We start from the raw sequence: 24,699 nt of genomic DNA on the forward strand, positions 1-24,699 counted from the left end.
TCCTCATGAAATGTATTAACGAATTTTTAAGAACGGTAATAGCGCAAAAGCTGGGTGCCGAGGTGACCGAAGCAGAAGATAAAACCGCTTTTTTTACTCTTGGCGTGACGTCTCTCATCAGTGAAGAAATCATGACCATATTGCATAAAGAATTTACCGGCCTTTCTGAAACGCTGCTGTTTGAATATCCGAACATTGAGAAATTGAGTGAGTTTTTAAGTGCGCAGAAACGAAACCCCGAAAGCGTTCTTGAATTCAAAGAAACGGAGCCTGATACGGGAAGCCGGCAGGAAGAAGAATTGCTTCCTGTACAGGCGGCTGAAAAGGTGCCTGAACCGGGAACGGACAGGAGCTCTGATATTGCGGTTATCGGAATGAGCGGGATGTTTCCGAAAGCGGAAAACCAGCATGATTTTTGGAACAATTTAATGGAAAATAAAGATTGTGTCTCCGAAATCCCTGAGGACAGATGGGACAGCTCTTATTACTCGGAAGAGAAAACAGCAGAATACGCGTCATACAGTAAATGGGGAGGTTTTATTGATCATCCGGATCAATTTGACCCGCTGTTTTTTTCTGTTTCCCCGTGGGAAGCTGATTTAATGGACCCTCAGCAAAAATTGTATGTCACGTGCTGCTGGGAAGCAATGGAGGATGCCGGTTACGGGAACCCGGCGGCGAGGCCGACGGATCAAATCGGTGTATTCGCCGGAGTGACTTGGAATGAATATTCATTAATTGCACACGAAGAAGGTTTCCTCAAAGGTCAGTATAAAGGCCCCGGCTCCTTATATTGGGGCATTCCGAACCGGGTTTCTTATTTCCTTGATCTCCATGGGCCGAGCATCGCTGTTGATACGGCGTGTTCTTCATCGCTTGTCGCAGTCCATCAGGCTTGTCAGGCCATTATGTCGGGCGACTGTGAAATGGCGCTTGCCGGAGGCGTCAACCTCAGCTTACATCCGCAAAAATACATGTTTTTAAGCCAATCGCATTTCCTGTCTTCTGAAGGAAAATGCCGCAGTTTCGGTGAAGGCGGGGACGGTTACGTGCCCGGCGAAGGCGCGGGAGCCGTTTTATTAAAACCATTGAAAAAAGCGATTGCGGACAACGACCACATCTACGGTGTCATTAAGGGGTCCGCCACTAATCACGGCGGTAAAACGACCGGGTATACGGTGCCGAATCCGGAAGCGCACCGGGACCTGATTTTATCCGCTATAAACAGAGCCGCGGTAAGTCCGGCGGATATCAGCTACATTGAAGCTCACGGAACCGGCACAGCACTCGGCGATCCGATTGAGATACGCGGTCTGTCTATGGCATTTGATAAACAGACCGATGAGAAAAATTACTGCGGAATCGGCTCAGTGAAATCCAATATCGGACATTTGGAAGCGGCTGCAGGGATCGCCGGTTTAATCAAGGTGCTTTTAAGCATGAAACATGAAACGCTTCCCGCCAGTCTGAACTCCGAGGAACTGAACCGCAAGATTTCTTTTTCTGATTCGCCATTTTATGTCGTCCGAAACAACCGGCCGTGGCCGGCTGAAGGAGATAAACCGAGAATCGCCGCAATCAGTTCATTCGGCGCAGGAGGCTCTAATGCTCATCTGATCGTAGGTGCTTATCAGCCAAAACGGCAAGCGGACGGGAATACTGAGCAAAAACCGCATGCGGTCGTACTAAGCGCACATTCCGAACAGCAGCTGAAAGAATATGCCGGGAAATTAAGCTCTTTTCTTGCCCGATTGGAAAACCCGCCTTCTGCCGGCGAATACAGCCTGGAAAATATCTCTGCCACCCTATTGTCGGGCAGAGAGCCTTTCTCCTTCCGGCTTGCTGTCATTGCATCATCCCTTTCTGAGCTGAAACAGCGATTGAACGGATTTGTAAGCGGTCACAAAGACGGAAGGTATATTTACTTCGGAAAAGCGTCACCTGGGCGGCCGGACGTTTCAGGCCAATCCGTTTCAGATCCTGAGAAATTTGCCGCGCTGTGGGTGAAAGGCTTTCAAGATTGCAAAAAGCCGGAAACGCCGTATCAGAAAGTTCCGCTTCCTACGTATCCGTTTTTAAAGGAAACGTCCTGGCTGACCGATCAAAAAAAGCGGTATACAAAAAAGCCCCAAAAGACCAAAAGGCGTGAAGCGCTGCATCCTCTGCTTGATGAGAATGTTTCATCCGCCCGGAAAGGGACGTTTCAAAAGATATTTTCCAAGGATGAATATTTCTTTAAAGATCATTTAGTGAACGAAAAATATGTGCTTCCCGGAGTCTGTCATCTGGAAATGGCGGCATACGGCGCGGGATTGTGGGGAGAACGCCCGGTCGTCTCTCTTCAAAGTGTGTGGTACATGGAGCCGATTGTGACAGGGACAGACCCAACATCCGTCATGGTAGAGTTTGAAGCAGAAAAAGAGCGTATAAGCTATGTCATTAAAGAAAAAGGAGCGGCCGGCACCCTCTTTTCGCAAGGAGAAGTGATTTGTAAAGAAAAAGGAGCGCCTTTTGAGGCCCCGGTATTTCAGCTCCCGGCGCCATTTACGCAGAGAACGGAGCCGAAAGACATCTATCACTCGTTCTCTGAGGCGGGAATCGTGCAAAAGGACAGTTTTCAGGTCATCCGCGAATTCTCTTATACAGAAAGGAAAGCACTGGCCAAATTAACGCTCCCGTCACACTTGGAAGCCGATTTTAAACAGTACATCCTACACCCGTCCTTAATGGATGGCGCTGTTCAAACTGCAATGGCGCATGTGCTGCAATTTCAAAAAGAGCCTGCGCTTATCGTACCGTTTTCCTTCGGAGAAATACAGCTGCTTGAACCGTTAGCGAAAACCGTATTTGTGCATGCGGAAGTAAAAGCGGCCTCCGTTCACCAATTTGATCTGCATATTTGTGATGAGCGCGGCGTGCTGTTGGCGGCAGTGAAAGATTTTATCATAAAAGAGGTGCAGGAAAGCGCCGGGTTTAACCAAAAAGCCGGCGTCACGCCGAAGAAAAGCCGTGAAACGGAATTGCTTATGACACCGGTTTGGAACACCGTCACCATTCCGGAAACCGGCATGTCTTTCATGCGTGAAGAAAAAATAATCGTCATCGGGGCCGGGCCGGATTTTCAGCAGGCTTTGAAAGAGATGTATTCCGATGTCCGTTTTCCGGACATCACTTCTTTGGACAGCGCGGAACAAATGGCTGAAACACTGAAAGCGCAAGGCTCTTTTCAACACATGATATGGGCGGCACCGGATCATCCCATTCCATCCGTTTATGATGCGGATACGGCCGGCGGACAGGAGCACGGGGTCATGCAGCTTTTCCGGCTGGTAAAAGCGCTTCTGCTTCTGAATTTTGACACGGAACAACTATCATTGACAATCTGCACGTTTCAAGCACAGCCGATTCATGAACATGATGAGGTCAATCCGAGTCATGCAAGCATACACGGATTAGCGGGATCGCTCGCAAAAGAATACACCAATTGGAGCATCCGGCCTCTTGATTTGGAATCTCAAAGGGGAGACCGGCATCTTCCTGATGTCTTTTCTTTACCGGCGGACCCCGAGGGAAATCCGTGGGTCTTTCGTGCAGGTCAGTGGCACCGCCAGCAATTGGCCGTCTGTCAGCATCATGCAGATGAGCCTTCGTTATACCGGCACGGCGGGGTTTATGTGATTATCGGCGGAGCAGGCGGAATAGGAGAAGTATGGACTGAATATATGATTCAGACCTATCAGGCGAAAATTGTCTGGATCGGGAGGCGGAAAAAAGATACACAGATTGAAAGTAAGCTGAAAAGACTTGCGGCAATAGGTCCCGCACCGCAATATTTCAGCGCGGATGCTGCGGATTATGATTCTCTCAAGCAGGCGTATGACACCATTGTGAAGGAAAATGGACAGGTTCTCGGAATCGTTCATTCCGCCATCGTGTTATCAGACAGAAGCTTTGCCAATATGGAAGAGGATCAGTTCCGCGCTTCACTTTCTGCAAAAACTGATGTCAGCTTGCAGATTGCCCGGGTAGCTGAAGGGGAACCGCTGGATTTCTTGTTGTTTTTCTCTTCGATGATGTCGTTTCAAAAAGCGCCGGGACAGAGCAATTATGCCGCCGGGTGCACGTTTAAAGACGCTTTTGCTAAGCGGATCTCACAGAAAGCGCCGTATGCTGTAAAAGTTGTCAATTGGGGCTTTTGGGGAAGTGTCGGCGTCGTGGCCTCAGAACAATACCGGAAACGGATGGAGCGGGACGGAATCGCTTCTATTGAGGCGCCCGAAGCGATGAAAACGCTGGAAACCCTGCTTTCCGGACCTCATGACCAGCTGGCGCTGATCAAAATGACAGATCCGGTTTTTATGAAAGACGATCTGAAAGAACAAGTAACGGTTTATCCGGAAAAGATTCCTCCCGCACTCGGACAATTAGCGGTTAACATCACGCAGAATAACGAAGCTGAGCGGTTAAAAGCATCAAGTGTAATGAGCTGCATGAGAGAGATGGAGTCCCTCATTAAAAAAATGCTTGTATCAACCCTTTATGAGATGGGCGCAAGGCTTGATGAGACTTTGCCGTTATTTCAATCAGCTGCCGGCATAACGGAACAATACAGCAGATGGCTGAAAGAGAGCTTTGTCTTCCTGACTGAATTAGCGATTGCTCCGGAAAAAACGGATCTAGGGAAAATGTGGGAGGAATGGGAGCGGAAAAAAGAGACTTGGCTGCGCCAGAAAGACATGAGGGCGCATGTCAGATTGGCAGAAGAGACATTGCGTGTGCTTCCAGACATTTTAACCGGTAAGCTTCCGGCAACGGAAGTGATGTTCCCTGACTCCTCCTTCCGTCTTGTGGAAGGCATTTACCGGGATAATATCATTTCTGATTTTTTCAATGACAAGCTTGCTGACACATTGATTGCAGTTTTGCGGGAACGTCTGGAAAAAGACCCGCAGGCGAAAATCCGCATTTTAGAAATCGGGGCCGGAACGGGCGGGACGAGCGCCGCGGTCATGAGAAAATTGAAACCGTATGAAGCGCATATTGCCGAATATTGTTTCACGGATATTTCTAAAGCATTTCTTTTACATGCAGAAGACATATTCGGTCCGGAATATCCTTATGTCACTTATAAAATATTCAACGCTGAGCAGCCGGTATCAACAGAAGCGCCGGACATCGGCACGTATGACGCAGTGATCGCGACTAATGTGCTTCATGCGACAAAAAATATACGCTCTACGCTGCGCCATGCGAAAGCAATGCTGCAGAAAAACGGCCAGCTGTTTATAAATGAGATCAACAGCCGTACCATATTCAACCATGTGACGTTCGGCCTTCTTGAAGGCTGGTGGCTGTATGAAGATCATGATTTACGGATTCCGGGCTGTCCGGGGGTTGAGCCGGCCGGCTGGACGGAAGCGCTTTCGCTTGAAGGATTCGTCCATCCTCTGTTTCCGGCCGAAGCCGCACACGACTTAGGCCAGCAGATTATAGCGGCTGAAAGTGACGGAATGGTCAGGCTTGCCCTCCCGCAGGCGTCAGAAGAAAAACCGGAGCGCCGTCCGTATGACGCAGATGGTCTTTCGGATGATACCTTGCATTTCAGCTTGAGAGAAAAAAGCGTTGAACTGATGAAGAAGTTAATCGGTGAAGCGCTTAAAGTGCCGGCGCATCGTCTTTTATCCCATGAACCGTTAACCGCATACGGATTGGATTCCATACTGGTCGTCAGACTGACCAATGTGTTAAAAGACGTCTTCGGTTCTGTCAGCAGCACTTTGTTTTTTGAATATCAAACCATTGATGAGCTTGCTGATTACTTTCTGTCTTCCCGTAAAGAAGCGCTCGAGCGGCAATTAGGGAATGGACGGGCTCATTCCGAAAACGCCGGACGGGTGCAGGCTCCCGCGGAAAGCGCCGCGCCGATTCCAAACGTAAGAGAACGGGGCATCACATATCTGACGGAATTAATAGGAAAAACGCTGAAGATTCCGAGCGGGAGAATGGATCCGTCGGTTTCCTTAACCGCATACGGTTTGGATTCTATTCTGGTCGTCACGCTCACAAATGCCTTTCGTAACGTGTTTGACCAAATGACCAGCACCCTCTTTTTTGAATATCAGACGATAGAAGAAATCGCGAATTACCTGCTTCTTTCTCAGCGGGGAGCATTTATGAAAGCGATGGGTGTGCGTGAGGAGCAGCTGTCTGATCACACAGATAACCTGAATGTAAAACAAAACAAGATTCCTCAAAACGAGGAAGGCAGCAGGACAAACGGAGATCCCTATATCCAGGATATCGCTGTCATCGGTCTGTCAGGCCGGTATCCGGGCGCCGATCACGTTGATGAGCTGTGGGAAAATGTAAAAGCCGGCAGGCATTCTATTACTGAAGTGCCGAAAGATCGCTGGGACTGGAAAACGTTTTATAACGAGGAACGCGGAAAATGGGGGTCCATTTATTCAAAATGGGGCGGTTTTCTCGATGACATTGATAAATTTGATCCGCTGTTTTTCCGTATATCTCCCGCGGAAGCTGAAAGGATGGATCCGCAGGAAAGGTTGTTTCTGCAGACTGCTTATTCAAGCATTGAAGATGCGGGGTACACCCCGGCCACGCTTTGTGACAGCCGGAAAATCGGAGTCTTTGTCGGTGTGATGAACAGCAATTACCCGACAGTTCCCAGCGACTGGTCTATCGCAAACAGAGTATCGTTTTTGTTCAATTTTCAAGGGCCGAGTATGGCTGTGGATACAGCATGCTCTTCTTCTTTAACAGCTGTCCATCTCGCCGCAGAAAGCCTGCGGAGCGGAATGAGTGAAACAGCGATTGCCGGCGGAGTCAATCTTATCGTTGATCCGGCCCACTATGAGCGGCTGTCTGCTTTTTCAATGCTGTCTCCCGGTGATAAATGCAAATCTTTCGGAGACAGTGCGGACGGTTTTGTTGACGGTGAAGGAGTAGGGGCGATTGTGTTAAAGCCGCTTGCTCAAGCGGAGAAAGACGGCGATCATATTTACGGTGTTATCAAAGGAAGCATGCTGAACGCAGCAGGCAGGACAAACGCTTATATGGTGCCGAATCCGAAAGCGCAGTTTGATCTGATCGCAGAGACGTTAAAACGGACAGACATTCACCCGAGAACGGTCAGTTACTTGGAAGCCCACGGAACGGGCACTGCGCTCGGTGATCCGATTGAAATCGACGGGTTAACGAAAGCTTTTCGCCTGACAACAGAAGACAGGCAGTTTTGTTCCATCGGTTCAATTAAATCAAATATCGGACATTTAGAAAGCGCTGCCGGGATTGCGGGGATCACCAAACTGCTTTTGCAATTGAAACATAAGAGGATTGCCCCTTCATTGCATGCGGCGGAATTGAATCCGAATATTGAGTTTGAGCACACTCCGTTTTTCGTACAGCAAAAAGAAACGGAATGGAAACGCCCTGTCTTGAATATCACGGGTGAAATGAAGGAATATCCGCGAATTGCCGGTATTTCCTCGTTTGGAGCAGGAGGTTCAAACGCACATGTCATCATTCAGGAATATGTGCCGTCTGACAGCCTGAAACCAATGGAAAACGCGTCTGTTTCTCCGCAAAAACCGGCTGTTATTATTTTATCAGCGCGAAATGAGCAGCAATTGACAGAGCGCGCCCGCCAGCTTCTGGATGATGTCATAAGAAAAAAACGTACTGACGGGGATTTGACCAAGATCGCTTACACGCTTCAGGCGGGAAGAGAACCGATGGCTGAGCGGCTTGCATTTACGGCCGAGTCGATAGAAGAACTGAAAATGAAGCTTATGAGTTTCTCAAACGATCATAATATCGAACATGCTCATATCTGGCGGGGCAGGACAGCCAAACATCATTCATTGGCGGCTTCGCTCACTTCTGATGAAGATATGGCGCTTACCATAAATGCCTGGCTGAAAAAAGGGAAATACGCAAAGCTGCTTGACCTTTGGGTTAAAGGACTTGACGTCGATTGGTCAGCTCTTTATCAGCGTAACCCGGGCCGCATCAGTCTCCCGGCCTACCCTTTTGCCAAAGACCGATATTGGGTCACAAAAGCTGATGTGTCACTTGATAAAACAGGCTCTGCGGAAAGTGAGAAAGCAGCCAGACTTCACCCGCTGCTCCATGCGAATACATCGACCTTTACCGCCCAGCGCTTTACTTCTGTTTTTTCAGGGCGTGAACCGTTTTTTGCCGATCATATCGTCAATGGAAAACCGGTGCTTCCGGGAGCGGCTGCTTTAGAAATGGCCCGGGCCGCCGTTACGTTTGCCGCCGAAGACTTGCCGGGCGGGAAAGCGGGTGTCCGGCTCAAACAGATCGTTTGGCTCCGTCCGGTGACGGCGCTTTCTGAAGGAGTGACGCTTCATGTAAAGCTTCAGCCGGAAGAAAACGGAGACATCGCTTTTGAAGCGTATGCCGAAGGGGAAGAGCCGCTTGTCTTTTTCCAGGGAAAGGCCGTGCTCGAAGAGACGGAGCGTGCTCCTGTACTCGATGTGGAAGCGGTTCAGGCGCGCTGCTGTGGCCGGCGCATGTCAAAGGCTGAGTGCTATGAAGCATTCGACAGCCTCGGCATTACCTACGGACCGTCTCATCAGGCGCTTGACGCCGTCTATGCCGGGAGCGGAGAAGTGCTCGCGAAGCTCACTCTTCCGCCGTCCGCCCGTGAAGAAAAGGAGCCGTTCATCCTGCATCCGAGCATGCTGGACGCCGCCCTTCAGGCTTCTATCGGTCTCGTGCTCTCAGACGGTTCCGCGTCCGGACGGCCGTTCCTGCCGTTTGCCCTGCAGGATATGCAGGTGTTTTCTGCATGCCGGGAGACGATGTGGGCGGTGCTTTCCTCAGCGGACGGCGCCTATCATATTGAGCTGTGTGATGAAAACGGCGCGGTATGTGTCCGATTGACGGGACTCACCGCCCGTTTTCTGGAAGAGAAAACGGAGGAAAAACCGCTCTTGCTTCAGCCAAAGTGGCAGGACTCACCGCCGGGTGAAGGCGGACAAGAAGAGTCTTTCAGATACGTGACGCTGTATGGCGGAATGAATGCGGAAGACATAAGCGGCGCCGTACGTGCGGCTGACGGCGAAGGTCCGCTTGGGGACCGTTATGACGCCTGCGCGGCGGAGCTGTCAGCGATCGTCACGCGTCTTATCAAAGAAAAACAGAAGAAAAAAACGCTGATCCAGCTTCTTGTCCCCGACAGGGGGGAAGACAATGTATTGGCGGGGCTGGCCGCTTTCCTGAAAACGGCTCACCTTGAACATCCGAAGCTGTACGGCCAAGTCATCCAAGCCGATCCGGACGAGTCAGCATCATCGCTTCTTGCCAAACTGAAAGAAAACCGGGCGCATCCTGAACAAGCGGAAATCCGTTATGAAGACGGCAAACGTCTCGTCAGAAACTGGGGTCATCTGCCGGCCTCTCAAAGCGGCGCCGTTCCGTGGAAAGACGAAGGGGTTTACCTCCTCACCGGGGGAGCGGGCGGCATCGGACTGATTTTCGCTGAAGAAATAGCCTCCCGCGTCAAAAACGCCGTCCTCGTATTAACGGGAAGGGCGGAAGCGCTTGATGAAGACCGCTCCGCCCGCTTACGGCGCTTGGAAGCGTCGGGTGCCCGCGTATTGTATCAACCGGTTGACGTGACAGACAGCGCGGCGGTCATCGCCCTCGTCCGCGGCATACAGGAGGAGCACGGAACACTCGACGGGATCATTCACGGCGCCGGCGTGATTGCTGACAACTACATTCTGAACCAGACAGAAAACGAACGGAAGACCGTCATGGCGCCGAAAGTGAAAGGGCTTATCAATCTTGATGAAGCAGCGAAAGATGTGCGGCTGGACTTTTTCATTCTGTTTTCTTCCTTGGCGGGAGGCATGGGAAATCCGGGGCAGGCCGGTTATGCGGCAGCCAACGCATTTATGGATGTTTATGCAGCCCGCCGAAACCGTCTCGTGCGGGACAACAAGCGGAGCGGGCAGACCCTGTCCGTCAACTGGCCGCTTTGGGAAGAGGGCGGTATGCGCGTGGACAAAGAGACCGAACGGCTGATGTATGAACAGACCGGAATGAAAGCCATGCGATCGGCTTCAGGCATCCAAGCGCTTTATGCCGCTTTTGCCTCCGGAGAACACCAGGTCATAGTGGCAGAGGGCGACGAAAAACGGATTCGAAAAAACCTGATGCCTGAAGCGCCGGAACCGTCCCGCAGCATTCATGTGTCAAGGAAGACGCACGTCCATCTGCCAAATAAAGTACAAGCAGAACTCAAACATATGATATCAGGCATTCTGAAGGTGAAAGAAGAAGAAATAGATGCTGAATCAGAGATGAGAGATTATGGCTTTGATTCGGTTTCATTCACGCAGTTTGCAAATGAACTAAATAAAATGTATGGGCTTGAACTGACACCGGCCGTGTTTTTTGAATACCCGACAGTCTTTCGTTTTGCCCAATACTTGCTGGCGGAACATCCGGATGCATTCGGCTCACAGGCAGAAACAGAAACGGAGAAACCGGTTGTGCGTAAAAAAATGAAGATGGAGCCATTCTCGATTCCGTCCCGCCTTCCTAAAACAAAAACCGCAGCTGCACCTGAAGAGCCCGTGGCGATAATCGGAATCAGCTGTGCATTTCCAATGGCTGAAAATCCGGAAATGTTTTGGGAGAATTTAGCCGGAGAAAAGGACTGCATTTCTGAAATACCGCCGGAGCGCTGGGACTGGAGACAGTATTACGGAGATCCGCAGAAAGATAAAAATGCGAGCAATGTAAAGTGGGGCGGCTTCATTGATGAAACCGCTCAATTTGATCCTTTATTTTTCGGTATTTCTCCGCATGAAGCCGAAATGATGGATCCTCAGCAAAGACTTTTAATGATGCATGTATGGAAAGCGATTGAAGATGCCGGCTGCTCTGCCAAAAGCCTGTCAGGTACAAATACAGGCATTTTTGCAGGCACGACAAACAGCGGTTACGCTCAGGAAGCTTCAAAGTTCCATATAGAGATTGAGGGTTCTTCCGCCGCCGGAACGGTTCCGTCAATCGGCCCGAACCGCATGAGCTATTTTCTGAATATACATGGGCCGAGCGAACCGATTGAAACCGCCTGTTCAAGCTCATTGGTCGCTGTTCACCGTGCGGTCAGGGCAATTCAGGCCGGAGACTGCAGCATCGCGATTGCAGGAGGCGTCAATGCTATTGTGTCGCCGGATATGCATATCAGCTTTAATAAAGCGGGAATGCTCAGTGAAGACGGGCGCTGCAAAACATTTTCCGATCAAGCGGACGGGTATGGCAGAGCTGAAGGTGCCGGCATGATTGTTTTGAAAACATTATCCGATGCGGAACGTGACGGCGACCGTATTTATGCCGTTATTCGCGGAACGTCGGAAAATCATGGCGGAAGGGCGGCTTCCCTTACATCGCCGAATCCGAAAGCACAGACAGAAGTCATGATAAAAGCGTATCAGCAAGCGAACATCGACCCCCGTACAGTGAGTTATATTGAAGCCCACGGCACGGGAACGGCGCTCGGAGATCCAATAGAAATCAACGGACTCAAAGCGGCTTTTGCAGCGCTTTATCAGAAAGCCGGAGTAACGGCACCCGATCAGCCCCATTGCGGCCTCGGTTCCGTCAAAACGAATATCGGCCACACAGAGCTTGCCGCCGGCATGGCCGGTCTTTTAAAAATTATTTTGCAGATGCAGCACAAAACGCTCGTTAAAAGTCTGCATTGTGAAACCGTTAATCCGTATATCAGCCTCGACGGCAGCCCGTTTTATTTCGTCCGCGACACTCAGCCATGGAAAGCGGCGACAGATGATAGCGGAAATGAACTGCCGCGGAGAGCGGGTGTCAGCTCGTTCGGATTTGGCGGTGTCAACGCTCATGTCGTGCTCGAAGAATATGTTTCTCCTGTTGAAGAGAAACAATGGACGGCCGGTGAACTTCAGCCGTCCTTATTCATTCTCTCGGCAAAGACGGCGGAACAGCTGAAGGAACGTGCGGAACAGCTGCGCAGATATTTGGAAAAGTCACATTCAGCTGACGGAGCTCTTGCGGGTATCGCTTATACGCTTCAGCTTGGCCGGGATGAAATGGAAGAGCGCCTTGCCGTCATTGCTGAAACAAAAGAAGAGCTTACGAACGCGCTGAATGATTTCCTCAGCGGCAAGGAGACGGGGCAGAATTTCTTTACAGGACGGAACAAAGCGATGAAACAGCTGTTTACAGAGATGACGGACAACGCAGAAATGAGCGGGACCGTAGATCAATGGATTGAAGCAGGAAAGTATGCAATGCTTGCAAAATTATGGGTGCAAGGTTTACATGTCGACTGGAATAAATTATATCCGGACGAAAGGCCAAAAAAAGTCAGCCTGCCCGTCTATCCTTTTGCGAAAACACATTGCTGGATACCGCACAGTGCGCAGCATATAAGGCACCGGGAGACTTACGAGACTGATACGTCCCCGCTTGAGACTTATGAGCGCCTGCTTGATGAATTGGAGAAAAACGAAATAAGCATAGAAGCCGCTGTAAAAAGAACGATCGGTTTTTACAGGGATTAGCGTAATGGAGGAAACCATATGAAAGAGTTTCTGCACCGGGTTTTTTCTGACGTCAAAAATAAAAAAATGACAAAACAGGATGCGATCGGCATTTTGCGCGATTATGATATGCGGATGGGACTTCGCCAAGCGGCTTCCCTTCATCCGCTTGCTCAGCAGCATATTTCCGATGAAACGGGACAGGGATTCTCGGCAGCTTTCAGCGGCCGGGAATTTTTTCTCGCTGATGTTTCTTTACAGCATAAAAAGCTTATGCCTGGAGAACTTCTTTTGGAAATGGCGAGAGCTGCGGCTGTTTTGACAGTAAAGGAGACTGCGGCTGTCCGGCTGACGAATATTGTGTGGTCAAAGCCCATTCTGACTGAGGCTGAGCCGTTCCATATCGAAATCAGGCTGATACCCGCAGAGGGTGAAGCCAAAAGGTTTGAGATTTATAATCCATTTTCTGCCGATTCCAGTCATCATGATGTGTACAGCCAAGGGACGATTCAGCCAGTTGATGCTCCGCCTGGCATGCTGGATATCAGCCGCTTGAAGGAAAACAGCGGTTCCCTGATGGATCAGCAGCAAATTGAAGCCATCACTCAGAACGATACCGTTCAATACAATGAGCACATGAAAGGAATTGAGCGTATTTACGCCTCAGCAGGACGGATGCTGGCAGACATATCAATTCCATTGACAAACCAAAAAGAATCCGCCCGATTCGGCCTCCCTCCCTGTGTGATGCAAAGTGTGACAGAGGCATGCGCGCTGCTTGGCGGCAAAGAATATAAAACGCTCGCCCCGGTTTCATTGGACGAGCTTTTGTTTTATGAACCTTGTCCTGACAAGGTATGGGCCGAGATACAAGAGAAGGCGGGGAGCTTTTATATTGATTTATGTGACGAAGAAGGGAAAATATGGGCTTCCCTGTCAGGGTTGAAGCTGCAGCCTGTCATCAAGGCGGGCGCTCCCGGAGAAACCAATGCCGAACACCACAGTGAACGTTTGTATGAACAAACGCTTCTTCAGCTCAAAACGCTTTTTGCCCTGACTACAAAAATGGCTGTTTCCAACATAGACACTGAAGAGCCGCTGGAAACCTACGGAATCGACTCAGTCACTGTGACGAAATTGAACCGCGAATTGTCTCTGCTTTTCGGTGACCTTTCCAAAACGGTTTTTTACGAATATAAGACACTGGGCTCCCTGGCAGCTCACTTTGTCACGGATTATCCAAAAGAATGCCGAAAATGGACAAATGATGATGAGCACCGTTCAGGCATATCAGAACAGGTTTTGGCAAATGAAGATTTTCCGGTGCTTCCGTCGTTTATCAAGCGAAAGAAACGGCCTTCTTTTTCCAATGAGAACCAGACAAAAGAAGGGATTGCGATTATCGGAGTCAGCGGATGTTATCCGCAAGCTGAAACACTTGAAGAGTACTGGGATAACTTAGCAGCCGGAAAAGACTGTGTGACGGAAATTCCCGAAGAGCGGTGGGAAAAGGACAAATACTATAACCCTGATCCCGAAGCGGCCGTGAAAGCAGGGAAAAGTTACAGTAAGCGGGGCGGGTTTCTGAAAGATGCCGCTTTCTTTGATCCGCTGTTTTTTCAAATTTCACCCCGTGATGCTTTGAATATGGACCCGCAGGAGCGTCTCTTTATTGAAATGTGCTGGCAGGTGCTGGAGGATGCCGGTTATACGAAGGAACAGCTTGAAAATCTGTATAACGGCCGGGTCGGCGTTTTTGCTGGCATTACGAAAAACGGGTACGGAATGTACTGGAAAAACGGCGGCACCCTGCAGCCGAAAACGTCGTTCAGTTCAGCGGCCAACAGAGTTTCCTATTTTCTTAATCTGAAAGGGCCGAGCATGCCGGTTGATACGATGTGCTCGTCTTCGCTGACTGCAATTCATGAAGCGTGTGAAAACATCCTTCGCGGCGAATGTGACATGGCGATTGCCGGCGGTGTGAATGTGTATACGCATCCTTCGGCTTATGCGGAGCTCAGCGCCTATCGAATGCTTTCAAAAGACGGAACGTGCAAAAGTTTCGGTGAAGGCGGAGACGGATTTGTTCCCGGTGAAGGCGTCGGGGCTGTGCTGTTAAAGCCGCTGTCAAAAGCGATGGCTGATAAGGACCATATTTACGGGGTGATTCGCGGCACTCATATCAATCACGGCGGCAGAACAAACGGGTATACAGTGCCGAGTCCGAGCGCCCAGGCTGACGTGATTTCCGGCGCGCTTGAAAAATCAGGAATACATCCGCGGATGATAAGCTGTATCGAAGCCCACGGCACGGGCACTGAACTCGGAGATCCGATCGAAATTGACGGTTTGACCCGCGCATTTCAAACGAAAACGTCAGATAAAGGCTTTTGCGCCATCAGTTCAGTTAAATCCAATATCGGGCATTTGGAAGCTGCGGCAGGCATTGCCGGTGTAACGAAACTGCTGCTCCAGTTTCAAAAACGCAAGCTGGCCCCCTCTTTACATTGCCGGAAATTGAATCCGAATATTGCATTCGACCGGACGCCGTTTGTGGTGCAGCGTGAATTGGCAGACTGGAAACGGCCGGTCATTGAGGAAAACGGAGCGCAGAAAGAAATTTCGAGAATCGCGGGAATCTCTTCTTTTGGCGCGGGCGGGGCAAATGCCCACATATTGATAGAAGAATATATTGAACCTGATAGGGAGATTTCTAAGCCATTCACAGATGAAGACCCCGCAGTCATTTTATTATCCGCCAAACAGGAGGCCAGCCTGAAGCGGCGGGCGCAGCAGCTTCTTCAAGCGATCAGAAAAAATGACGTCACAGACCGCAGCCTCCGGGATGCGGCTTACACCCTTCAAACCGGAAGAGAAGCGATGGAAGAACGTGCAGCGTTTATTGTGACGTCGACGGAGCAGTTAGCGGAAAAACTGCAGCGTTTTATTGACGGCGGGACAGACGGCTGCTTCAGGGGAAAAAGCAAACAGTATAAAGACATTCTAGCCGTTTTTAAGGATGAAGATATGCAGGAAGCCGTCCGTAAATGGATGAAAAGAAAAAAATTCGCGAAGCTTCTGGAACTTTGGGTAAAAGGGCTGAAGATTGATTGGTCAGAGCTTTATAACAGCAGCCTGCCGCACCGCATCAGCCTTCCCGGTTATCCATTTATAAAGGATCGTTATTGGCCGGACAATGCAGCGCCGGACAATGTTCGTGATGCTGAAACACATGCTGAAACATTTCGTGAAATCCGCTTTTTACAGAAAAGCTGGGCAGAAAGCAGCCGTGTTCCGGCTAAGGAAGTGCGGGGCGTCATCGGAATAGCTGCTGATCACCAGACAGGAAATTTGGCTGTTGAGCTGTCCCGTTATTTCCACGATTCTGAAATCATTGACGCTGCATCATCGGAAATATCCGGGGACGCGGCCCGGTTTGGCGGTCTGATTGATGTGACCGGATGCGGGATGGAAATCAAGCATGATGACGGCTGGATTCATCGTCTGCAGTCTCTCATTGACAACAGAAACCGCGGCCGAAAGCTTCAGCTGCTTTGTGTGACAAAGGGGCTTGAACCTTTTGCAAATGAAACGATAAATCTCTCAGGTGCAAAAAAGGCCGGATTGTACCGGATGCTCCAAAGTGAGTATAAGGATATCCGCTCGCGGCATATGGATGCAGAACGGACTGCTGAAGCTCCTGAGCTGGCAAACCAGATCGCAGAGGAGTTTTTTCGCGATTCTGAAGACATCGAAGTGTGTTACCGAAACGGTGTGCGCTATCATGCGCGGTTAAAGGAAACAAACAGCTTAGCTGAAAAAGAATTTTCATTTCCGAAAGACCATGTGCTCTGGATCACCGGAGGGACCCGGGGACTCGGATATTTATTCGCCCGGCATTTTGCCGAACGTTACGGAGTCACGAAACTCGTGCTTACCGGAAAAGAAACAATGCCTCCGAAAGCGGAGTGGGATGACCATACCAAACGGAATTCCCCGTTTTCCGATAAAGTGAGGAGAATCAGAGAGCTCGAACAAAAAGGTGTCCGAACGGAAGTGCTGTCTGTATCTTCCGGCCCTGAATATGAGCAGGCCGTCAGCCGGGTGAAAGAGAAGATGGGGCCGATAGGAGGCGTGATACACGCAGCGGGAGCCGTAGATCTCGATCATCCCGCCTTTATCCGCAAAACAAAAGAGCAGATGATGCCCGTGCTTGAACCTAAAACAGACGGACTGGACCTTTTGTATCAAGCGCTGCACAAGGAGCCTCTCCGGTTTTTTGCGCTGTTTTCTTCAGTGTCCGGCGTGATGCCGGAATTAGGAGCGGGACAAAGCGATTATGCCATGGCTAACGCCTATATGGATTATTTTGCGGCCGCAAAAGGTTTTCCGGTGCTAAGCATTCAATGGCCGAGCTGGAAAGAAACGGGTATGGGCGAATCAAAAAGCCGGGTCTATCAGAAAAGCGGTTTAAAGAGCATCACTGACAGAGAAGGACTGAGCCTGTTTGATGCCATTATGGCAGGCGATTGCGGATCTGTTATTATGCCGGCCGTCATTCACCCGGAAAAATGGGAGCCTGACCGTCTGCTGCTTTCATCCGGCCTTACCGAAACAAAGCAGCAGGAACAGGCCGATACAGAAAGCGTTGAGGAATGGCTGACGGGCATTTGCTGCCGGGAATTAAGACTGGAGCCGTCAAGATTTGAATCTGATACACCTTTTCAAGATTACGGAGCCGATTCCATCATGCTTGCCCAAGTGTCCAGAGCGATCGGAAAGAGGATCAAAGCTGACCTTGACCCGGCGGTGCTGTATGAATACCCTACGGTTGCTGCGCTGGCGGGATGGCTTGAAACAGCATATCCGGAAATCAAAGCTGCCGTTTCAAAACCGGTGCAGCCTGTAATCCCGTACGTTCCCAAACAAACAGCAGCCGCTGTCATTCAGCCTTCTGGTGCTGCAGCGGCGCAAGACATCGCTGTTGTCGGAATGTCCTGCCGTTTTCCGGGAGCTGAATCAATTGAAGCTTATTGGAAGCTGCTGTCTGAAGGAACGTCGGCCATTCAAAGGGTGCCGAAAGAACGCTGGAAAACGGAGAAGGCGGATTATGCGGGTCTTTTAAAAAATGTAACGCATTTTGACCCGGAGTTTTTCCTTATTCCCGAAGAAGACATCAAGGCAATGGATATCCAGTCCTTTCTTATATTAGAAGAGGCGCTCCATCTGTTCAGAGACAGCGGTTACTCTTTACAAGAAATGAAAGGCAGGTCAGCCGGTGTCTATTTAGGAGGACGCGGCGGCAGTATGCCTGACGAAAACCGTCTGAAGCATGCAAAAAATCCGATAGTCGCCGCCGGCCCGAATTACTTAGCGGCCAATCTTTCTCAATTCTTTGATTTGAAGGGGCCGAGTCTCGTTTTGGATACGGCCTGTTCTTCAGCGCTTGTCGGTATGAATATGGCGATACAGGCGCTTTCTTGCGGTGAAATCGACTCAGCGGTGGTCGGGGGAGTCAGTCTGCTGGAATCCGGTCAAACCCACCGGATGTTCGAACTTCGCAATCTGTTAAGCGAAGAGCCTGCGTTTCATATTTTTGACCGCCGCACCGGCGGCATCGTATTGGGAGAAGGCGTCGGAATGGTGTATTTAAAAACAGCGGCCCAAGCTGTAAAAGACGGGGACCGGATTCATGCGGTCATTAAAGGCATTTCCGTAAACAATGACGGCAGAACCGCGGGGCCTGCCACACCGAATATACAGGCGCAAAAAGAAGTGATGGCCAAGGCGCTTGCCAAAAGCGGCAGAAAAGCAAAGGATATCAGCTACATTGAAGCAAACGGTTCAGGCTCTGAAGTAACAGACCTTTTGGAACTGAGGGCGATTGAAGCGGTGTACCGTATGCAAAACAGCGCGCCTTGCGAATTGGGGTCGATGAAGCCGAATATCGGACACCCGTTATGCGCTGAAGGGATTGCCGGATTCATTAAAACAGTGCTTATGCTCTCGCGCCGAATGCGTGTGCCTTTCCTTTCGGGCAAAGAGCCGATGACGCATTACGATTTGTCCGCCTCGCCGTTTTATTTTTCGCACGCTCTGCGTGAATGGACGGATTCACCGCGGATTGCCGCTGTCAGCAGCTTCGCTGACGGCGGGACGAATGCCCATGTCATAGTGGAAGCTTGGGAACAAAAGGCGTATACCCCGGTTAGAAAGCCTTTGCCGAGACAGGAATTAAAACGCCGGCCCATTCGTCCGGACAAAGCCGAAAGCCTGCATGAAAACGCACATAAGTCCCGCCCGAATACGTTTTGGAAACAAATGAAGACTTACTGATTGCGCTGAAAATTGAACGTCGATATGGAGGAAGTTCATATGCAAGAGCAGCTTCTTATTAACAATCAGCATCCCGTTCTGAAACATCATAAAGCCTATGGAAAGGAACTGCTGCCGGGTCTGGCTTATATTGACCTGATCTATCAGACTTTCAGAGAAAACGGTTTATTTCATGCCGGCCTTGAACTCAGGCACTTATCGATTTTTCACCCTTTAGCTCCTGAACAGGGAGAATCAATCCTGCTTTCCGTTGATTGTACAGTGAGCGGCGAAGGGCAGTGGAAGGTGGAGGTGAAAGGGCAAAAACAAGGTGACGAAGCAGCAGGGACAAAGGTATATGCCGCGGCGCACATGCATTCCGTCAAGCCCGCCGGCTTCCAAGAGAGCGTCCGGATGGATGCCGTAAAACAAACGGCGGCAGAAATACCGCTTGAGGACATTTACGCGGAATGCAGGGATCAAGAACTGGTTCATTCAGGAATGATGAAAGGCTGCGGAAGCGTCTACCAAACTGAAAAAGAGATTTATATTGATCTGTCGGTGCAAAAGGATCAGCTGGAACATGCAGAAGAGGCGATGTTTCATCCCGCATTGATAGATGCGAGCAGCATCGGCTCCAATGTATATCTCGCTCCTTTGACGAGAGAGGAGGGGCAATTATTTCTGCCGCTGTTTTATGAATCGTTTTATTGCGCCGAATTGCTGCAGACGACATGTATCACCAAGATAAAAAAAGAATCCGTCACCCGTAAGAAAGATCTCGTTTACGTAACAATGGAGTTTTTCAATGAGGAAGGCAGAAAAGTCGGCGAACTGAAAAACTTCGCCAATAAACTGGTGAGGGACCCGGAACTGATCAATCAGAAACGGCAAAAGAAAGAACCTGACGGGCGGAATGCCGTCCCGGCTCCGCAAGCGGAACCGGCGCCTTCCGAGCCCCGCTCTGCGGAGGCTTCCGCCGGCCTTACTGAACAGTGCATCGTTTATTTAAAAGAATTGCTTGCCGCCCGATTGAACAAACCTGTGAAAGAGATTGACCCGGCTATCGGCTACTATGAAATGGGGCTGGATTCTCCGGGGCTGTTGGACATGGTAAAGGAAATTGAACGGAAAATCGGAACGCAGCTTCTGCCGACGCTGTTATTTGAATACACGACAATCACGGAATTGGCAGGGTATTTGTGCGAACATTACGGAGCCGGTTTCGGCCATGCTCAAAGCGGACATTCAAATGCTGAACCTTTGCACCGGGAAAAAAAGAGGACGACCCAAATCCGCGTGAAAAAATCGGCGTCAGCCGGAACGCAGAATGGAGATATTGCCATCGTCGGGATGGCGGGACGGTACCCCGGCGCCAAAAATCTTCGTGAATTCTGGGCAAATTTAAAAAATGGAGAAAACAGCGTAACGGAAGTGCCTCGTTCCCGCTGGGATACGAGGAAATATGAGCATTTGCGATCGCCGTCCGGCAAGCCGATTTCCAAATGGGGCGGTTTTATAGACGATCCGGATTGTTTTGATGCGAAATTTTTCCGGATTTCTCCGCGGGAGGCAGAAGCTAAAGATCCGCAAGAACGATTGTTTTTAGAAACATGCTGGGAAACGATTGAGGATGCGGGCTACACCCCGGAAACAATCGTTCAGCCGAAAGGGCCGAATAAGAGAATGAACGTCGGTGTGTTTGCCGGGGTGATGCATTTGGATTATTCTCTCGTCGGCGCTGAAGCTGCAGCCAAAGGGCTGGTCTTTCCTTATCCCTTGAACTATGCGCCGATCGCAAACCGGGTTTCATATTTTTGCAATTTTCACGGGCCGAGCGTGGCGGTTGACACAGTGTGTTCGTCATCTCTGACGGCCGTCCATATGGCGGCGGAAAGTCTGAGACGCGGTGAATGTGAAGCAGCTCTTGCCGGGGGCGTCAATTTATCATTGCACCCGACAAAATATATCACATACGGCTTGATGGATATGCATTCGAGTGACGGGCTGTGCCGCACGTTCGGCGAAGGCGGCACAGGCTATGTCTCAGCTGACGGCATCGGGGCCGTGCTGCTGAAGCCGCTTCACAAAGCCGAAGAAGATAAGGATCATATTTATGCGGTGATAAAAGGCAGCGCCGTCAATCACGTGGGAACCGTCAGCGGGATTACCGTGCCGAGCCCCGTGGCGCAGGGGGATATGATAGCTGAATGCTTTGAAAAAACGGGGATCGATCCCCGGACGATTTCTTATGTGGAAGCGCATGGAACCGGAACTTCTTTAGGAGATCCGATTGAAATACAAGGTCTTGTTAAAGCTTACCGCACGTTTACAGAGGATCGGCAATTTTGTGCAATCGGTTCCGTAAAATCGAATATCGGACATGCGGAATCAGCCGCCGGGATCAGCGGGCTTCATAAAACGGTTTTGCAGCTGTTTCACAAAACGCTTGTCCCTTCTTTGCACTCAGAGACGATTAATCCGTATCTTCGTTTAGAGGACTCGCCATTTTACGTGCAGCAAAAAACCGAGTCATGGAAAAAGCCGGCGTATACAGAGAACGGCAGTGAACATTCCTGTCCGAGACGCGCAGGCATCAGTTCATTCGGGGCGACGGGTTCAAACGTTCATCTCATTTTAGAAGAGTATAGGCCCAAAAACCCCGGCATTACGGAGAATCAAGAGAGACCGTATATCGTGCCTCTATCAGCGAAAAATCCGGAGCGGCTGAAGGAATACGCTGCCCGCCTGCTGATATTTCTCAAAGATAAAGCGCTTGAAGGAAGCGGTCCGCTTCATAACAAAATAGATACAATGCAAAATCAGCTGGAAAATGCGTTGCGGGGTGTTCTGGCGGAAGTTCTGCATGTAGCGGCCGGCTCGGTAGATGGTGAACACGATTGGAAGGAATTCGGCTTGGATGTCATGCAGCTGACTCAGTTTTCTGAGCTGATGACGGATCAATACGGGCTGGAAATAGACATGACTGATCTCATACAGCATACTTCCGTCCGGACTTTAGCAGAATGTCTTACAAAAGATGAGAAACATAAGAATATTCTTTCCGGTCTTTTCGGTCAGTCCGGCTTAGATAAGCAGCCTGATGAACCTTCTTTTTCCCTGCGGTCACTGGCGTATACGCTGCAAACGGGACGGCTGGCAATGGAAGAACGGCTTGTTTTTTTAGTGAACGATCAAGCGGACCTGATCAGGAAATTAACCGAATTTACAGAACGAAAACGGCAGATTGACGGCTGCTTTCAAGGGCGGTCTGGTAGCGGAACGGAAATCAGGGGTTTCCTGAATGATGATCAGGATACGGAGGAGCTGATCCGAAAATGGATGGACAGCGGCACTTACAAAAAACTTGCAGAGCTGTGGTCAAAAGGATTTGAGATAGACTGGACACGGCTGTATCAGGAGGAGAAACCGCGCAGGATGAGTCTGCCGACGTATCCGTTTGCAAAGGAACAATATTGGATACCGGAGCCCGATCATCCCGTTACTTCCGTAAATACAGAAAGCAGGCTTCACCCGCTGCTTCACCGCAATACATCAGATTTGTTAGAACAAAAATTCAGCACGGTACTGAACGGAGATGAATTCTTCTTAGCCGATCATATCGTCCGAAACAAGCGTGTTCTTCCCGGGGCGGCTTATCTTGAAATGGCGAGAGCCGCGGCTGAACTGGCTGCCGCGCCGTTAGCTGCTGAATACACGGCTAAAACCGGCATTTCGCTGCGGTATATCAGCTGGATACGCCAGGCCGTTCATAAAAAAGAGCCGCTGCGAATGACGACAGGGCTTTCCTTGGAGGATAACGGCAATGTTTCATTTCAAGTGTACAGCAATGAAAACGATTCAGACATTTATTGTGAAGGCAGTGCTGTGATTGAGCCGCTGTCTGAGGCGCCGGTCTTGCATATTGAACAGCTGAAAGCGCGATGCCGCAAAAAAGTGCTGTCAAAAGAAGACTGCTATGCGGCGTTTGCAAAGGCGGAAATTGTATACGGACCTTCACATCAAGGAATTGATCACATTTATCGCGGGGAAAAAGCAGCCTTGGCTAAATTGGTGCTCCCTGCTTCCGTTTCTGATGAGGCCGAACAGTTTGTGCTCCATCCTAGTCTGATTGATTCCGCTTTTCAGGCGGCCATCGGCGTTATGAATGAAGATCAAGCGGATTATCCGGAGCAGCCGTTAATGCCTTTTGAATTGCATGAACTGACCGTTTTTCATCCGTGCAGTCCAAACATGTGGGCGGCCGTGTTTGTGACGCATGAAACACCGGCCGTGCGAAGAATGGACATTGATATATGTGATGAACGCGGCAATGTGTGTGTAAGGATAAAAGGGTTTTCTGCCCGGATGGCCGAAAGTGCGCCGCCCGTAACCGATAATAAGCAATACGATCTGCCGGGTGACCTTACCGGAGCCGTCAAACTGATGCAGGTATGGGACGCGGAACCGATAGACAACCAAACCGGCTTCTCCATTTCTGAAGCAAAAGCTCTCATTATAGGCGGTACAGACGGGCAGGCCGACGCGGTTTTACGATTGTTTCCTAAAGCTGTGCGATTTGACAGCAGCCAAAGTGCTTCCGTTGAAGTGATATCTGATCGGCTCCGCCGTCTCGGTGAGATTCAGCATATGATCTGGTTTGCCCCTCAGCCAGCTGATTCTTACATCCATGAACAAAAAAGCGGGGTGCTGCAAATTTTCAGAGCGGCCAAAGCTCTTATCGGTCTCGGGTATGGAAAAGAGCAGCTCGGGATTACGGTGATTACGCACCAAGCACAGCCTATCACCCAATATGATGAGGCGCGTCCCGCTCATTCCAGTGTGCACGGTTTTGTCGGGTCTCTCGCTAAAGAACATCCGAGCTGGCACATCCGTCTGGTCGATCTTGAAGACGGGGGGGATTTCCCCGCAGAAGACATATTCAGCCTGCCCCGCGACCGTACGGGTAAAGCATGGGTGCGCAGACATCAGGAATGGTACCGGCCTCAATTGCTTCCGGTCCAAAGCGAGCCGTCTGAAAGTGTTCCTTACCGCTATGGAGGCGTATATGTCATCATCGGCGGTGCGGGAGGCATCGGCGAGGTTTGGACAGATTATATGGTGACGACGTATAAAGCCCGAATCGTCTGGATCGGGAGGCGGCCGCTGGACAGCCGGATACGCCAAAAAATAGACCGGTACCGGCCATCAGGCCCGGCTCCCGAATATATAGCCGCAGATGCTTCTGATCTTCCATCGCTTCAGCGCGCCTATGAACAGATTAAAAACAAATACGGCACCATCAGCGGCGTCGTTCATTCAGCGATGGTATTTGCGAATGAAAGCGTAAAAGATATGGAAGAATCACAGTTTCACGCCGGCCTTAAGGCGAAAGTGGATATTTCCGTCAACATTGCCGAAGTATTTGCGAAAGAGTCTTTGGACTTTATTCTCTTTTTCTCTTCGGTTATTTCATATATTAAGAATCCGAATCAAAGTCATTATGCGGCGGGGTGCGCATTTAAAGACGCATTTGCCCATGAGCTTTCCGGACGGCTGTCATGCCGGGTCAAAGTGATGAACTGGGGTTATTGGGAGCGGGCTGACAATCACATTTCTGAAGAGTTTGACAGACTGAGCCAAATCGGTCTAGGGCTGATCAGCCGGGCGGAAGGGATGCAGGCGCTGGAAACTTTGCTGACGCAGCCGATCTCCCGTATGGGGCTGATGAAGCTGACCAAGCCGATTCCGATCGAGGGAATGAACCCTCATGAATTTGTGACTATCTGATTGCCTGTCAAAATGA

3 protein-coding genes are annotated in these 24,699 nt (G+C 50.2%); all 3 read left to right on the forward strand.

Annotated elements, in window-relative coordinates:
- The first annotated feature begins 5 nt into the window (after positions 1–5).
- Genes ACQE26_RS12225 through ACQE26_RS12235 form a run of 3 tightly spaced genes read left to right on the forward strand, consistent with a single transcriptional unit; the run spans position 6 to position 24,683 of the window.
- A complete protein-coding gene (locus ACQE26_RS12225) occupies positions 6–12,599 on the forward strand; it encodes a type I polyketide synthase (protein ID WP_500469554.1) in 12,594 nt (4,197 codons plus the stop codon).
- A gap of 18 nt (positions 12,600–12,617) precedes the next feature.
- A complete protein-coding gene (locus tag ACQE26_RS12230) occupies positions 12,618–18,914 on the forward strand; it encodes a type I polyketide synthase (RefSeq protein ID WP_500469556.1) in 6,297 nt (2,098 codons plus the stop codon).
- Between the two features lie 39 nt (positions 18,915–18,953).
- Positions 18,954–24,683 (forward strand): type I polyketide synthase, encoded by a 5,730-nt coding sequence (locus ACQE26_RS12235; protein ID WP_500469558.1) that lies wholly within the window; start codon positions 18,954–18,956, stop codon positions 24,681–24,683.
- The last annotated feature ends 16 nt before the right edge of the window (positions 24,684–24,699 follow it).

The organism is Bacillus sp. 5RYD7K, from assembly GCF_059831465.1.

Bases quoted from the DNA above. Each gene is read 5' to 3' on its own strand.
- ACQE26_RS12235 (WP_500469558.1), top strand. From the start codon at position 18,954: ATGCAAGAGCAGCTTCTTATTAACAATCAGCATCCCGTTCTGAAACAT.
- ACQE26_RS12230 (WP_500469556.1), top strand. From the start codon at position 12,618: ATGAAAGAGTTTCTGCACCGGGTTTTTTCTGACGTCAAAAATAAAAAA.
- ACQE26_RS12225 (WP_500469554.1), top strand. From the start codon at position 6: ATGAAATGTATTAACGAATTTTTAAGAACGGTAATAGCGCAAAAGCTG.